The sequence below is a fragment of the Paraburkholderia dipogonis genome (assembly GCF_046027395.1).
GTDB lineage: Bacteria > Pseudomonadota > Gammaproteobacteria > Burkholderiales > Burkholderiaceae > Paraburkholderia > Paraburkholderia dipogonis_A.
On record NZ_JAQQEG010000002.1, the window covers coordinates 164,991 to 179,133 of the forward strand.

The following is a 14,143-nucleotide window of genomic DNA, read 5'->3' on the forward strand; positions in this document are numbered from 1 at the left end:
AAAAAAGTCTGCCGCCTTCGAAGCGGCAGAGTCGCGCCCAACGCGACAAACTAGATTCTCATGAACGCAAACGCGGTGATATGCATAGCCGGGAAAATCCGGAGAGCGGGGTTTGAAGAAAGAGTTTTGGGAATCCGAAAAAATTTCGTGCCAGAGATTCCGAATCGCCTTTCTGACTGGCGGCGAGCGCAAATCTGCGTTCGAGCGAAGATTGGATCGATATTCCGCGGACGCCCGGCGGAAACGCGCAAGTTATGGCTCGCCGCGCGCCGGCAACTGCGGCAGGCGCCGAACTTCCGGGTTTGGCGGAATCGCCCGCCATCTGGGACGGCAACAGGAATGACCGTTGAACCTTGGAAGCGGCCTGTGGGGTGAAGCCGGGCCGAACGGCAGAAGGGGCGACGCCGGCCCGCGGTGTAAGTGGGAGCGTCCGGTTAGTTGCTGTAGCGACTGACCGCAAGATCGTCGGATTGGATCGCAGGCGTCGTGCCGGACATCAAATCCGCCAGCAGTTGTCCCGAACCGCAAGACATGGTCCAGCCCAGCGTGCCGTGGCCGGTATTGAGCCATAGGCCCTGAATCGCGGTCGGGCCGATAATCGGCGTGCCGTCTGGGGTCATCGGCCGCAGGCCAGTCCAGAAGCTGGCTTGCGTCACGTCGCCTGCATGCGGGAACAGGTCCGTGACAACATATTCCAGTGTCTCGCGCCGGGTGCCGTGCAGTTCCTTGTCGAAGCCCACCAGATTGGCCATGCCCCCCACGCGAATTCGATCCTCGAAGCGGGTGATCGCGACTTTGTAGGTTTCGTCGAGGATGGTCGAGACCGGTGCCTGCGCAGCGTTGCTAATTGGCACGGTGATCGAATAGCCCTTGACGGGATAGACCGGAATGCTAACCAGGTCGCGCAGCAATGCAGTGGAATAGCTGCCGAGTGCCACAACACACGCGTCCGCCGTCAATGTTTCGCCGTTGGAACGCACACCCTTCAGCGTGCCGCCCTCGACGACCAGGCCGTCGATGCTGCGCGTGAACAGGAACTGCACGTGGCGTGCTTGCGCCATCTCCGCCAGTTTGGTGGTGAACACATGACAGTCACCGGTTTCATCGCCCGGCAAACGCAGGCCTCCGACCAGTCTATTCTTTGAGCCCTCTAGCGCCGGTTCGGCGCGAGCCAGTTCGTCGCGCGACAGCAACTCATAAGACACCCCCATTTCCTTCAGAACGTCGATGTCCTTGGCGGTGCCGTCCATTTGTTTTTGCGTGCGAAAGACTTGCAGCGTGCCCTGCTGGCGACCTTCGTAGGTGATATGGGTATCGTTGCGCAGCGCCATGAAGCAGTCGCGACTATATTCCGCGAGCCGCACCATGCGTGCCTTGTTGACGGCATAACGCTTTTTAGTACAGTTAGCCAGCATCTGTGTCAGCCATTGCACCTGAAACAGGGTGCCGTCCGGCTGGAGTGACAATGGCGGATGTTTCTGCAGTAGCCATTTGACGGCCTTGGCGGGTACGCCCGGTCCGGCCCACGGCGACGCGTAGCCCGGTGAAATCTGGCCGGCGTTGCCGAAGCTTGTTTCGAGCGCAACAGCGGGTTGGCGATCAACGACCACCACCTCATGACCGGCACGCGCCAGATACCAGGCGCTCGTGACACCGACCACGCCTGCTCCAAGAATCAAGATTCGCATCAACGCCTCCTTGACGAACGACTGTTCATTTCTGATTCTGGTGCAGATGCAAAGTATGACTGATGCGCCGTTATTGCATGGTTCGGCGTTCTCCTGTTTTCCGCGCACCGGCGACGGGGAGGAGATCGGACAGCGGCGCGGGACTCAGAGCGTGATCATTTGCATAGTATGCGATTTCTGTTTGTGTTCGGGCCGTCTGGAATTGGCATGGCTGGTGGGACGCTTTCGCACGAAATCAGCTAAGTTGATGTTGACGGATTCCATATCTCTGACTAAGGTCAGAGATATGGAATCCGACATTCTCCAGATCCGCAGCTTTAACCGCATAGTCGCCGAAAGCATTGGCGCTATGGATGATCATTTCCTCGGACGAGGCCGCCCGATGGGTGAATCACGCCTGCTTTGGGAGATCGGTGTCGAAGGTGCGGACATTCGTACTCTTCGCGTGCGGCTCAATCTTGATTCGGGCTATGTCAGCCGTACGTTGGCCTCTCTTGAACGGCAAAAACTTGTCGCTATCCTCGCTCATCCGGGCGACCGCCGCGTACGCCGGGCTTGCCTGACTCAGGAGGGCCTCGAGGAAAGGGCTGAACTCGAACGGCTCTCTGACGCGGTCGCTTTGCGCGCGCTCGAACCGCTCGGTGATGAGCAGCGTCGTAGACTGGTCGCGGCCATGTCTGAGGTTGAGCGTTTGCTACAGGCATCTCTCGTGCATTTCGCGCTTGAGGAGCCGGATAGCGATGACGCACGGTGGTGCTTTGAACAGTACTTCGGCGAACTCGATGAGCGCTTTGACGCAGGATTCGACCCGTCCATGAGCCTGTCGGCGGATGCGCATGAACTGACGGCACCGGAAGGCGCGTTAATCGTCGCGAGACTCCATGGAAGCCCGATCGGCTGCGTCGCGCTGAAGTTTCATAAGAAGTCCCCAGCCGAACTCAAGAGAATGTGGGTGAGCCCTTCCGCTCGCGGTATGGGTGTAGGCCGGCGGTTGATCGTTGAGGCGGAGAAACGCGCCCGGCAGGCCAAAGTGCGCATTATTCGCCTGGAGACAAATCGAACGCTGCGCGAAGCGATTTCGCTATACCGGCAATCTGGATACGTCGAAGTCGATGCGTTCAGCGCGGAACCGTATGCCCATCACTGGTTTGAAAAGCGACTGGTCTGAAAAATTTTGCACACCGTTCCCGCAGCAAGTGCTGAAGACCTGTGCCCAGGAAAAAGGCTTAGCGTGCCGCTGTGCGCGACTGACGCAAGGCCGCATGTGGGAGATAGGGCGAATTGAAGGTTTCGCGGAAGTAGTCGAGAAAGACACGCAGGCCGGGCGTGATCTTCCTGTCGCGTGTATAGGCAATACCCCCCGCCATTGAAGGTACCGGGTTCCCCAGTGTGATTGTCTCGATACGTTTGCCAGTAGCGTTTCGGGCACGCGTTCGAACAGGCTTCGCAACATCGCAAGGCCCCGCATGTTTGAGGCGGCCTCGCCACTTATCGTTTGAACGGGCAGAGCGCAAACAGGCTGTGACAGGTGCGCTTTGAAAGAAGCGGGTCTTTGGACAGCTATGGATCGGGAAGTGACCGGATCATCTCGAGAAGGCGCAGGCATAAAAGGGCGAAAAACCTGCGCCCAAGTTCAGGCTTGGCGCCCCTCATGAAAGCGCCATAGCGAGCCAGCTTGAACCCATCCGGAACTCGACTAACGGAAGCCGTAGACCACGACCTTTTTCCCCTCGAAACTTTCTTGCACAGCTTGCTCGCAAAACTGCGGACACGTCACCAGGCCGTCCCCGCTCGTGCCTGACACGGTGACCGCCCTGTAGACAACGGATTCGACGAGCGTCCCGTCGGCAGCGACGACGATGTTCAGATCAGTCTCGACGCCGGCCGGCACGGCTCCGCCGGCGGTATAAACGATTTTCATGGTGCCGGTGCAATCGGAGTTCACCGAGTAGGTTCCGTTCTGGTTCGGATTGAATGCAGTCGACCCCCCTTTCGGCAGCCCGCCGATAACCCCGAAGTCGGTGCGCGTAAAACCGCCTGTGCCGTCGAACGTCACCAAGGCGACGTCATCAAGGATTGACGTAGAGGCGTACGGATGAACCGCATTATCTGGTCCTATCAATCCAAGAATTTCTCCGTGACCGGTGAACCCATACGGTCCCTTGAGGGTTGCGTTCGAGCAAAGGCTGCGGGACCCGCCGTGGCCGCCGTGGTCGTCGGCCTGCGCGGCGCCACTGAGCAAGAGAAGTGCAACGGCGGTTGCTGACAGCATGCTAAATTGCTTGATCTTCATGATCATCTCCTTGTCACCCAATCAGGCGCGTAACATCACAGCGCGCAGTGGCCTATTGCCTGGCGGAATGAGGCGCCCAATTCAAACAAATGAAATTAAAAATCGCCGCAGTGATTCCCGGCTGCCGCCGTTTGCGGAATCGAGCGATAAATGAAAGAGGGGCCCTCGATGCGGTCGGCTATTCCCACGTGAGATGCGAGAAAGCCTCGGCGTTGGCCAAAATAATTAAATGGGGAAACGCTTCACCAAGCAGTCATTTTTAGCTCGGTGTCGGCAGGCACGTGCAGAAGGGGTGCACGAAAGTCCGCGCAATTGTGACTTTGTGAGTCAGCCACGCTTTAAGTCGCATAGCAAAAGTAGCGTAACCCACGATATTCGCTGACGTAGATGAATATCGGACAAAAGGCAGGCGCATTCAGATCGCGCGGTGGGAATGATGGACGATCGCGCGATAGCGGCGACACGCAGCCGCCACAGCCAGGTCTTGCGTGACTATTTTGTGTGGGTTGTGTGCTCTTCGAACGCGGAGACGATGCCGTCAATCATGGCTGCGATGCGCGCGGTATGCCGAAGATCTTGATGCGTGACGAGCCAGATTTCGTAGACCGCCCCACGCGCGGGTTCGGGCCATATCTGCACGAGGCCGTCGAGCTCAGCCAGATGTATCGGAAGCTCACCGATGCCGATGCCGGCCTTTACCGCGGTACGCAGCATGAGGCTGGAATTGAAGGTCGATACGATGCGCCCCGCGTGTATCGGTTCGCCAGCAAGAGTCGGGGATCGATTACCGGTCCAGTTTCCCTGATAGACGACAAGATCGTGGCCCGCGAATGCGGAGCCCGCGGCGGGCTTGCCATGCTGCTCAAGATAGGCATTCGATGCAAAGAGCGCCATGGGCCAGCGCGCCAGGCGCCGCGCGACGAGATCGGGATTATCCGGCCTGACTGACCGGACCGCGATATCCGCTTCACGCTTTGCCAGATTGAGCATGCGCGTCGACGTGTCCAGCAGGACGCGCACTTCGGGATGCGCAGCATGCAGGCGTTCGATGGCGGGAAGCAGGAAGTCGAGCGCGATCGAGTCCGTGCTGGTGACTCTTACGTCACCCGCAAGCCGTGTATCCGTGCCTTGCGTTCGTCTGACGAGTTCGTGTGCGGACTGTTCCATTTTCTCCGCTGATCTCAGCGCGGCCTCGCCTGCGGCAGTCAACGCGTAACCCTCAGAGGTGCGCAGGAAGAGCGTTGCGCGCAGGGCATGCTCTAGTGCCGCAATCCGTCTGCCGACCGTCGCCTGATCGAGATTGAGCGTCCTGGCCGCTCCACGGAGCGTTTTTTCGCGCTCCACCGCGAGAAACACGCGCGCGTCATCCCAGTTCATCGTGCTGTCCTCCTGATGCAAATTTGCATCTCACAGCGTGAATAATGCTGCGCATATTCATCAATGTCGAGCCCTATACTGAACGCAAGAGTTCCTCGTTCAACGATCCGTCCGGATCAATCGAGCCTCATCCATAGAAGGAGTGGTATCCATGTCTGCTTCAACTTATCGCGTGCCGTCGTCCATGACGGCCATTGAGATCAAACAGCCCGGCGGTCCTGAGGTCCTGGTGCCAACTACGCGCCCGGTGCCGATGCTGGCCGCCGATCAGGTTCTGATCCGCATCCATGCGGCTGCCGTGAACGGCCCAGATGTCTTTCAGCGCAAAGGGCAGTACGATCCGCCCCCCGGCGCTTCGGATATTCCAGGGCTGGAGGTGGCAGGTCAAGTGGTTGCCGTCGGCGCCGACGTGTCCCAATTCCACATCGGCGAACTGGTGTGTGCATTGATTCCCGGTGGTGGCTACGCGGAATATGCCGTCGCGCACGCCTGCAACACGATGCATATCCCCCAAGGCCTGACGTTGGTGGAAGCGGGGGCCATGCCCGAAACGTTTATGACGGTTTGGCTGAACCTGTTCCAGCGCGGCAAGCTGGTTGCCGGCGAATCGGTGTTGATCCACGGCGGCGCGTCAGGTATCGGTACTACGGCGACCATGCTGGCGAAGGCATTCGGCGCGGCGAAAATCATCACGACAGTTGGCTCGCAGGCGCACCGGGAGGCTAGCCTGGCGCTGGGCGCGGACCTCGCGATAAATTACCGCGAGGATGATTTCGTCGCCGAAACGAAGCGGTTTACCGATGGAAGAGGCGTCGACGTGATCCTCGACATCATTGCGGGCGACTACGTGGCTAGAAACTATGACGCCGCGGCCATGGACGGACGGATCCTCCAGGTGGGCGTGATCAAGGGGCCGGCGAAGGATCTCAACGTCGTGCCGATGATGACGAAACGTTTAACGCATATGGGCTCGACATTGCGATCGCGCACATCCGCGGACAAGGCGACGATCATCAACGAATTGGAGCGGCAGGTGTGGCCGCACATCGAGAGCGGCAAGATCAAGCCGGTTGTGTACAAGACCTTTGCGCTTGCCGACGCTCGCGGCGCTCACGAGCTGATCGATTCCGGTACGCACTTTGGAAAGATTGTCCTTACGACAGGTGCCGATCTCATTGGCTGAAGCCTGGCTTGCCGCCACCTAGGCGGCAGGCTTGCACGTCAGATTATTCTTTCCTCGTCTTCGGTTGTTCGGGTTGCGGGTCACGCCCGCGTTGCGTCGGCGCTCTCGTGCACGCATCGGGAGGCGTCACATAGGTCACGTCGTCGCAGCAGCACGCATAGACGGGAAACCCGTACGTATTCGTGCGGATGATTTTCGTTGGCCCGTGCAGCGGGCACACTGCGTTCATGTCGTCTCCTTAAACTTATGATCGACCGGCTCGACCTCGTAGGCGCGGCCCGTCAGTTCGGGACGGCCAAGCGGCGGTTCGACTCGTCGGTCACGTCGGGCGAGGTAGCCCTTTCCGGTCCGGCGTCGAGGAAGCCGTCGGAAAACGACCCACAGCAATATTCTACGACTCTCTGCACGTCGTGAAGGCATTGCCATGCTCGATGGCATCGTTCCTGAATGATCCGCCCGACAATGCCAGAGCGGCGAATGAACCGCGGCTTCAACTGGTCTGCGTTGAAGGTCGGCGCCATGTGGGCATACGCCGAAGCACTGGTTGTTCAAGGGGGCGGATGGTCGCGGCCGATGCTGCTGCGGTCTCCACTGCGCTTGCAAACTCAAACGCTCAATCAGGCCGCATCGCTGGTGGTCGCATTGAGCGACAGCACCGCATATCCGATGCCCTCGCTGACCAGATCGAGAATCGATGTCACGGCATCCACCTCAAGCGCATGAACGCTATCGACCTGGCGACGCACTGATCAGCAGGTCGCCAATGCCGCCGCGACACGCTCGCGCAACGTCGGCAATACGCTCCCGTCGAACCACGGATTGCGTTTGAACCAGGCAATGTTGCGCGGCGACGGATGCGGCAGCGGCATGACCTGTGGGCCGAATTCGCGCCACCGGACGAGCGTGTCCGTCAAGGTCGGCCCGAATGCCTTGCCCAGTCCGAATCGCTGCGCGTATTGTCCGACCAGCAGCGTGAGCCGGACCGAAGACATGTGCCCGAGCAACTCCCGGTGCCAGCGGTCGGCACACTCGGGCCGTGGCGGCAAATCTCCGCTCGGGCCTCGGCCCGGAAAACAGAAGCCGATGGGCACGACGGCGAATTTCGAAACGTCGTAGAACGTGGTGTCGTCGACGTCGAGCCACGCGCGCAACCGCGCACCGCTCGCGTCGCTCCATGGAACGCCAGACGCATGCACCCGCGCGCCCGGCGCCTGGCCGATGATCAGAATGCGCGCCTGCTCGGATGCCGCCAGCACCGGCCGCGGGGCGTGCGGCAGCACGGGCGAGCAGAGTGTGCAGGCGCGAATCTCGCGAAGCAGGATATCAAGCGATGTGGGTTTCGTAGAGACAGTCATGCAGTCGCGCAATACGGCTGACCGGCAGTCGAGTCGGGCGCCGGCTCAGGTCGTAGTTTGAGCCGGATAGATCAACGTGCCGTCGGGTTGAGGTTGCGCGCCCGGTGTCATCGTCGCAACGGTTGTGTGACGCGCGTCCATGATGTGCAGTACGGTTTCGTCGTGCAGCAGCAGGTAGTCCGTAATGATACGCCTGTGGCAGCGCCACCAGACCGCCTCCGCGCACATGATCGCGCAGCGGCGCCGATGGCCGAGCGCGAGAAGCTGCGTCAGACCATCGCTGAAAGCGTCGCTCATCGCGTAGTCCGCATAATTGCGGAACGCTGGATGGGTCCAGTACGCATTGAGCGACGACGCTTCGTCTTTGCGCCTGCTGCGGCGTCCACCCAGTTCAGCAAGATGCACGTAATCGATGTGCTGGGGCGCGAGCGCATCCGGTAGCGTGTCTCGATTGAACTGCGGATTCGTTCGCGAGCGTGGAATGCTGCGCACATCGATCAGCGTCGCGATCTCCGCCTCCCTCAGCAGATTCACGAATTCGGGCAGTGGACGGTTGGAATGACCAATCGTGAAAAAGGGGCGGCTCATCGATGCCTCTCCGAAACCGTTGCGCCCATTTTGTGATGTGTACAACGTGGGTTTCTGAAGGTCAATTATCCGCCGAAAACGACGCACCCAGAAAGCCGGTTGCGCCACGATGACGCAATCGGGTTCGCCCTATGGAACCCATAAACGTTGGTTCGGCCCGGCCGGTGCAAACAGCGTGGTGACAGATCGCTCAGACGTATGCGTCGGGGGCCGACTGCGTTGCCCGTTCGTTTACAGGGTCGCGGATATTGCGGCGGAATTACTGCAGCAGTCGGTTGGGCAGACGTCGGCTTGATGGCTGAGCTCAATGTCCGTGCCGCTCCCCGACCGCGACCGGCGTCTGTTTCGATTGCCGGCTCAGCATCAGCGTGACGACGGCGGACACGGCCAACGTCGCACCCACTACGTACAGCCCCGCTGAATATCCACCCGTCACGTTCTTGAGCCATCCGATCGCGAACGGACCGACGAAGCCGCCCAGATTGCCGACCGAATTGATCATCGCGATGCCCGCGGCCGCACCGGCGCCTGACAGGAACATGCTGGGCATCGCCCACAACGGCGCCTTGGCCGCACTGATCCCGATGTTCACGACCACGAGCGCCAGAATGATCATCAGCGCTGTCGCCGCGCCACCGGCGAAGACGAAGCCGAGGCACGCCACGACGCAGGGAATGACGACGTGCCACGTGCGTTCTTCGGTACGATCCGAGTGTTTTGCCCACAGGATCATGGCCACCACCGCGAGGACGCTCGGCACGCCGGCCAGCAGACCGGTTTCAAACGGCCCGAAGCCATACTGGCGAATGATCAGCGGTGCCCACAAGCCGAGGGTGTACAGCCCCGCCGACGTGCCGAAGTAGATGAGCGCGAGCGCGAGCACACGCGGATCGCGCAGGGCACTCAGCGCGCCGGCCGTGTGGCCCGCATGCGACTGCTTCGCGTCCGCTTCCATCTTCATCTTCGCGATCAGCCATTCGCGTTCTTCCGGTTCAAGCCATTGCGCTTTCGCCGGCGTGTCCGTCAGATACTTCAGCACGAAGAAGCCGAGAATGATCGCCGGCACCGCTTCGAGGATGTAGAGCATCTGCCAGTCGGCAAGTCCGGCGATCGGAGGCAGCTTCATGATCGCGCCGGAAAGCGGCGAGCCGATGGCGGTGGAGATCGGCGCGGCCGCCATGAACCATGCCGCCGCGACGGCGCGTTGCCGCGCCGGGAACCACAGGCTCAGATACAGGATGATGCCGGGGAAGAAGCCCGCTTCGGCGATACCCAGAATAAAGCGCAGCGCGTAGAAGCTGTTCGGCCCGACCACGAACGCCGACGCAAACGAGACGATCCCCCACGACACCATCACTCGGGCAATCCAGCGGCGCGCGCCGACCTTGTGAAGAATCAGGTTCGACGGCACTTCGAATAGCAAGTAGCCGATGAAGAACAATCCGCCGCCGAGACCGAACGCGGTCGGCGAAAGGCCGATGGCCTTGTTCATCGAGAACGCGGCGAAACCCACGTTCACGCGGTCGAGAAAACTCACGAAATACAGCAGCATCACGAACGGGATGATCCGCAGCATGAGCTTGCGGGAAACCCGGCTTTCGAGTTCGGAAATCATTGTCTCCTCCTTGGAGGTATCGAACCGTGCTCTATTCAGAAACGGATTCGAAGTGCGTGCGTGCGATAGCCGTCGAGCGCGGCTCTTGTCTTGTGTCTTTGCCGCGCGCGGAACGAGCCGGGCCACGGCCGCCGCATGGCGGCCCGTGCAGACCCGGCTCCAGCCGAGCCGCTGGTGAGGCTTAGGCCGCGTTCGCTGCGGGCGCTGCGGCTTGCTCGATGAACGCACAAACAGCAGCCGTCACTTGCGCCGTGGTTGCCGTGCCGCCGAGGTCGCGGGTGTGGAGCGACGTGTCGGCTGTCACTGCTTCGACGGCTTGCATCACGCGTTTTGCCGCGTCGGATTCGCCCAGGTGTTCGAGCAGCATGACGACCGACCAGAAGGTGCCGACCGGATTGGCGAGTCCCTTGCCCATGATGTCGAATGCCGAACCGTGGATCGGCTCGAACATCGACGGAAAGCGGCGTTCCGGATCGATGTTGCCCGTCGGCGCGATGCCCAGGCTGCCGGCGAGGGCGGCGGCGAGGTCGCTGAGAATGTCGGCGTGCAGGTTGGTGGCGACGATCGTGTCGAGACTCGCGGGGCGATTGATCATGCGCGCGGTCGATGCATCCACCAGTTCCTTGTCCCATGTGACGTCCGGGAACTCCTTCGAGACTTCGAGCGCGATCTCGTCCCACATCACCATCGCATGACGCTGTGCGTTGCTCTTCGTGATCACGGTCAGCAGCTTGCGCGGACGGGATTGCGCGAGACGGAACGCGAAACGCATGATCCGTTCGACACCGGCGCGCGTCAGGATCGACACGTCCGTCGCGGCTTCGATCGGATGGCCCTGATGAACGCGGCCGCCCACGCCGGAATATTCGCCTTCCGAGTTTTCGCGGACGATGACCCAGTTCAGATCTTCCGGCTTGCAGCGCTTCAGCGGCCCGTCGATGCCCGGCAGGATGCGGGTCGGACGGACGTTGGCGTACTGATCGAAGCCCTGGCAGATCTTCAGACGGAGACCCCACAGCGTGATGTGATCGGGAATGTCTGGATCGCCCGCCGAGCCGAACAGGATCGCGTCCTTGTGGCGGATGGCGTCGAGCCCGTCGGCGGGCATCATGACGCCGTGTTCGCGATAGTAGTCGCCGCCCCAGTCGAAGTTTTCGAATTCGAATGCGAACGATTTGGTCGTCTTTGCGAGTGCTTCGAGAACTTGCGCGCCGGCCGGTACGACTTCCTTGCCGATGCCGTCGCCGGGGATGGTTGCGATGCGATAGGTCTTCATGTCTCCGTCCTTCACGTATTGGGGTGTGGGCGAACTTTACCTATCTCCGGACGCAAAAACCGGTGCTAGACTCAAAGCATCTTTAACTTTGATTCACAAGTGAGAGCCATGCGCGACACCGTCGAACCGTCCGATCTGCGTTTCTTTTCGACGCTCGCCGCATCCGGCAGCCTGAGCGCCGCCGCGCGGGAACTGGGTTTGACGGCAGCGGCCGTCAGCAAGCATTTGACGCAGATGGAGAGCCGCGCCGGCGTTCCGCTCGTCAACCGGACCACGCGGCGGATGATGCTCACGCCGGAGGGCGAGCTGTACCTCGAGCACGCGCGCCGGATCCTCGACGAGATCGACGAACTGGCCGAATTGCTGGGCGCCGCGAAGCAAAGCCCGAAGGGATTGTTGCGCGTGAGCGCGACGCTCGGCTTTGGCCGCAGCCATATCGCGCCTGCGATCTCGCGCTTTGTTGCGAAGTATCCGCAGGTGTCGGTTCAGCTTCAGCTATCGGTCACGCCTCCGCCGCTGACGGACGATACGTTCGACGTCTGCATCCGCTTCGGCGAGCCACCCGATACGCGGGTGGTCGCGCGCCGGCTGGCGACGAATCGGCGGCTGCTGTGTGCCGCGCCTTCGTACCTCGCGTCGCATGGGATGCCGGTGACCGCGCACGATCTGACGCGGCACAACTGCATCGGCATCCGCCAGGGTGACGAAGCCTACGGCGTGTGGCGTCTGACTTCGGGCCGGGGCGCGTCGCGTAAGACCGAGGCCGTGCGTATCAACGGATCGCTGACCACGAACGATGGTGAGATAGCCGTGAAGTGGGCGCTCGAAGGGCACGGCATATTGATGCGGGCCGAGTGGGACATCAAGCAGTACCTCACCGATGGCTCACTGGTTCAGGTATTGCCCGAGCATGACACGCCGAACGCCGATATTTTTGCTGTCTATTCGCAGCGACATCAGATGTCCAATCGGATTCGCGCGTTCGTCGATTTTGTCGCGCAGGATCTAGGGAGCGAGGCGGACGCGGTGTAGTCTTGCTGGGGCGGGCTCGGGATTCGATCGCTTAGTCCGTCACGGCGGACTTGTCGCGAAACGACCGGGCCTCTTCACGAAGCCACTGCGTGAAAAGACCGAGACTTTTTTTACGACGTGGCGAGAACATCTCCACGAGACGATACGAGAAACCCGGCAGACAAGGGCCTTCGATCCGGCGCAGGCGTCCAGTGCGTAGTTCTTCGTCTATCAGCACGTTGCTGCACATCAACGGCCCAAGGCCACACTCCGCGGCGTAGAGCGCGAGCATTTCTTCGCTATACCAGGAAATGCGGAAGTCGACCGTTTGATTGTGTTTGACGAGCGCCAGCCACGCAGACCAGTCCGGGGCATTCAGCGCGCGGTTTTCCCACTTGTAGGCGAGCAACGGGCGTTCGCGGAAGTCTTCGATGGTTGGGACACGATCTTCAGGACAAATGCCGCGATCGGCAACCGCGATATAACGGTCCGCCAGAATCACGGAATCCTGTTGATCCGTGTCGACGGGGCCATACCGGATAGCGAGATCGATATCTTCGGCGCTCAGATCGACGGTTTTCTCCGAGCCGTGAATATGCACCGTGACGTCAGGGTGGATGGCGTTGAATCGCGACAGCCTGGGCATCAGCCAGCGCTCCGCAAATGCTCGGGTGGCCGAGATCTGGATCGAGTCTTCGTTGACGCTTGCATTGACGACCTCGAACGCCTCGGCGATCTGGTCGAAGCCGTCTCTCACGAGCGGGTAGATCGTCTTGCCCACTGGCGTGAGCGTGACCGCACGGCCCGTTCTTTCGAAGAGCTTGTGGCCGATGCGAGCCTCGAGTTGTCGAATCTGATGGCTCACCGCCGTGAGGGTCACGGACAGCTCAGCGGCGGCTGCGGTAAAGCTCTGATGCCGGGCTGCGGCCTCGAATGCGCGGATTGAATTCAGCGGGGGTAACTTACGCATGGCGAAAACTCTTCATCCGGAAGCCGGCCGGTTGCAGTAAATGCATTTTACCGAATACAGCCGCGCACGCCCGTCCACTGCGGCGCGACCGTTTTCATCGATAGCGCGGCGAACGCGGAACCACCGCAGAGCCGGTTGCGTGCCAAATCACGCATTCAACTGATCGAATAGTGCGCGTCCGTCGGCCTCATGCCGTTGACTGCCGTGAGGTCCTGCGGGCAGGCCGACATCACGATGATCAGATCCATTTCCGCGCGCAGCGCGACGTACTGGCCGGCCTGACTGACTGGCGGCGCGAATTCGAGCTGACCGTTTCCGCGTACAGGCACGTTCATGAACAGGTTTAGCGGACAGGGCGTTTCCTGGGCTTTCAGACCGAGACTTGCGAGCGCGGCGGCGAGGTTGTCGGTGCAACTGTCATGATGGCCGATGACACCCAATTGCTCGTAGCGATGCTTGTCGCAGGCCGCGATCAGCGTGTCGTGCACGCCCGGCGTCGTGTCTTCGACCAGCGTCAGGATGGCTCGCCGACGGTTCGTGAGCAGTGCGTCGCCGACCTTAGGCGCGAGCTTGAGTATCGACGCACGGCTGTGCTCCATCGACATCGATTCGCCGATGTCATCCTGATTGAACGCCCAGGTGTCGACCACCTGATGACCGTGCGTATTGATCACCTTGATCGTCATGCCTTTGACGAGCTTGACCGCCACGCCGCTACGCGCGGGAATACGGATGCGCGCGCTGTCGGGATCATTCGATGTCGTGTTCATTCGCTGTTCTCCACAGA

Annotated in this window: 14 protein-coding genes; 4 read left to right on the top strand and 10 right to left on the bottom strand. The window is 60.8% G+C overall.

Annotation, left to right across the window (positions count from 1 at the left end; all coding sequences use genetic code 11):
- Positions 1–434 precede the first annotated feature (434 nt).
- Complete coding sequence (locus PQR32_RS03025; RefSeq protein WP_408222117.1) at positions 435–1,688, bottom strand: D-amino acid dehydrogenase; 1,254 nt, start codon at positions 1,686–1,688, stop codon at positions 435–437.
- Between PQR32_RS03025 and PQR32_RS03030 the strand changes: the two genes are divergently transcribed.
- Positions 1,648–2,856, top strand: a complete 1,209-nt coding sequence (locus tag PQR32_RS03030; RefSeq protein WP_408222119.1) for a bifunctional helix-turn-helix transcriptional regulator/GNAT family N-acetyltransferase — start codon at positions 1,648–1,650, stop codon at positions 2,854–2,856. The genes PQR32_RS03025 and PQR32_RS03030 overlap by 41 nt on opposite strands.
- A 528-nt stretch (positions 2,857–3,384) precedes the next feature.
- Here the strand turns inward: PQR32_RS03030 and PQR32_RS03035 are convergent.
- On the bottom strand, positions 3,385–3,981 hold the full coding sequence (locus tag PQR32_RS03035) for a hypothetical protein (protein ID WP_408222121.1): 597 nt from the start codon (positions 3,979–3,981) through the stop codon (positions 3,385–3,387).
- 492 nt (positions 3,982–4,473) lie between these two features.
- The gene (locus tag PQR32_RS03040) at positions 4,474–5,358 is read right to left on the bottom strand and encodes a LysR family transcriptional regulator (protein ID WP_408222123.1); all 885 of its coding nucleotides are present in this window, start codon (positions 5,356–5,358) and stop codon (positions 4,474–4,476) included.
- 151 nt (positions 5,359–5,509) lie between these two features.
- Between PQR32_RS03040 and PQR32_RS03045 the strand changes: the two genes are divergently transcribed.
- On the top strand, positions 5,510–6,541 hold the full coding sequence (locus PQR32_RS03045; protein WP_408222125.1) for an NAD(P)H-quinone oxidoreductase: 1,032 nt from the start codon (positions 5,510–5,512) through the stop codon (positions 6,539–6,541).
- Between the two features lie 43 nt (positions 6,542–6,584).
- Here the strand turns inward: PQR32_RS03045 and PQR32_RS03050 are convergent, their stop codons facing one another.
- Positions 6,585–6,770 (bottom strand): hypothetical protein, encoded by a 186-nt coding sequence (locus PQR32_RS03050; protein WP_408222127.1) that lies wholly within the window; start codon positions 6,768–6,770, stop codon positions 6,585–6,587.
- 248 nt (positions 6,771–7,018) lie between these two features.
- Between PQR32_RS03050 and PQR32_RS03055 the strand changes: the two genes are divergently transcribed.
- Positions 7,019–7,264 (top strand): hypothetical protein, encoded by a 246-nt coding sequence (locus tag PQR32_RS03055; protein ID WP_408222129.1) that lies wholly within the window; start codon positions 7,019–7,021, stop codon positions 7,262–7,264.
- 26 nt (positions 7,265–7,290) lie between these two features.
- Here PQR32_RS03055 and PQR32_RS03060 read toward each other — a convergent pair whose 3' ends face one another.
- The 4 genes from PQR32_RS03060 to PQR32_RS03075 all read right to left on the bottom strand — a co-directional run bounded on the left by PQR32_RS03060 (position 7,291) and on the right by PQR32_RS03075 (position 11,375).
- Positions 7,291–7,896: a uracil-DNA glycosylase family protein gene (locus PQR32_RS03060; RefSeq protein WP_408222131.1), complete on the bottom strand. Its 606-nt coding sequence runs from the start codon at positions 7,894–7,896 to the stop codon at positions 7,291–7,293.
- Positions 7,897–7,941: 45 nt separating this feature from the next.
- Complete coding sequence (locus PQR32_RS03065) at positions 7,942–8,484, bottom strand: DUF488 domain-containing protein (protein WP_408222133.1); 543 nt, start codon at positions 8,482–8,484, stop codon at positions 7,942–7,944.
- A gap of 304 nt (positions 8,485–8,788) precedes the next feature.
- Positions 8,789–10,099, bottom strand: a complete 1,311-nt coding sequence (locus PQR32_RS03070; RefSeq protein ID WP_408222135.1) for an MFS transporter — start codon at positions 10,097–10,099, stop codon at positions 8,789–8,791.
- A gap of 181 nt (positions 10,100–10,280) precedes the next feature.
- Entirely contained in the window at positions 10,281–11,375 is a 1,095-nt protein-coding gene (locus tag PQR32_RS03075) for a tartrate dehydrogenase (RefSeq protein WP_408222137.1), read from the bottom strand.
- A 108-nt stretch (positions 11,376–11,483) separates the two neighbouring features.
- Between PQR32_RS03075 and PQR32_RS03080 the strand changes: the two genes are divergently transcribed.
- On the top strand, positions 11,484–12,407 hold the full coding sequence (locus tag PQR32_RS03080) for a LysR family transcriptional regulator (protein WP_408222139.1): 924 nt from the start codon (positions 11,484–11,486) through the stop codon (positions 12,405–12,407).
- Between the two features lie 31 nt (positions 12,408–12,438).
- On the opposite strand, the gene PQR32_RS03085 is transcribed toward PQR32_RS03080, so the two are convergent.
- A complete protein-coding gene (locus tag PQR32_RS03085; RefSeq protein WP_408222141.1) occupies positions 12,439–13,356 on the bottom strand; it encodes a LysR family transcriptional regulator in 918 nt (305 codons plus the stop codon).
- 155 nt (positions 13,357–13,511) lie between these two features.
- A complete protein-coding gene (locus PQR32_RS03090; protein WP_408222143.1) occupies positions 13,512–14,126 on the bottom strand; it encodes a DUF1989 domain-containing protein in 615 nt (204 codons plus the stop codon).
- Positions 14,127–14,143: the final 17 nt, after the last annotated feature.

What these genes read in the sequence shown, in the direction of transcription:
- PQR32_RS03025 (WP_408222117.1), bottom strand. Translation starts at nt 1,688, where the DNA reads ATGCGAATCTTGATTCTTGGAGCAGGCGTGGTCGGTGTCACGAGCGCC.
- PQR32_RS03065 (WP_408222133.1), bottom strand. Translation starts at nt 8,484, where the DNA reads ATGAGCCGCCCCTTTTTCACGATTGGTCATTCCAACCGTCCACTGCCC.
- PQR32_RS03060 (WP_408222131.1), bottom strand. Translation starts at nt 7,896, where the DNA reads ATGACTGTCTCTACGAAACCCACATCGCTTGATATCCTGCTTCGCGAG.
- PQR32_RS03075 (WP_408222137.1), bottom strand. Translation starts at nt 11,375, where the DNA reads ATGAAGACCTATCGCATCGCAACCATCCCCGGCGACGGCATCGGCAAG.
- PQR32_RS03085 (WP_408222141.1), bottom strand. Translation starts at nt 13,356, where the DNA reads ATGCGTAAGTTACCCCCGCTGAATTCAATCCGCGCATTCGAGGCCGCA.
- PQR32_RS03070 (WP_408222135.1), bottom strand. Translation starts at nt 10,099, where the DNA reads ATGATTTCCGAACTCGAAAGCCGGGTTTCCCGCAAGCTCATGCTGCGG.
- PQR32_RS03035 (WP_408222121.1), bottom strand. Translation starts at nt 3,981, where the DNA reads ATGAAGATCAAGCAATTTAGCATGCTGTCAGCAACCGCCGTTGCACTT.
- PQR32_RS03055 (WP_408222129.1), top strand. Translation starts at nt 7,019, where the DNA reads ATGAACCGCGGCTTCAACTGGTCTGCGTTGAAGGTCGGCGCCATGTGG.
- PQR32_RS03090 (WP_408222143.1), bottom strand. Translation starts at nt 14,126, where the DNA reads ATGAACACGACATCGAATGATCCCGACAGCGCGCGCATCCGTATTCCC.
- PQR32_RS03040 (WP_408222123.1), bottom strand. Translation starts at nt 5,358, where the DNA reads ATGAACTGGGATGACGCGCGCGTGTTTCTCGCGGTGGAGCGCGAAAAA.
- PQR32_RS03050 (WP_408222127.1), bottom strand. Translation starts at nt 6,770, where the DNA reads ATGAACGCAGTGTGCCCGCTGCACGGGCCAACGAAAATCATCCGCACG.
- PQR32_RS03080 (WP_408222139.1), top strand. Translation starts at nt 11,484, where the DNA reads ATGCGCGACACCGTCGAACCGTCCGATCTGCGTTTCTTTTCGACGCTC.
- PQR32_RS03045 (WP_408222125.1), top strand. Translation starts at nt 5,510, where the DNA reads ATGTCTGCTTCAACTTATCGCGTGCCGTCGTCCATGACGGCCATTGAG.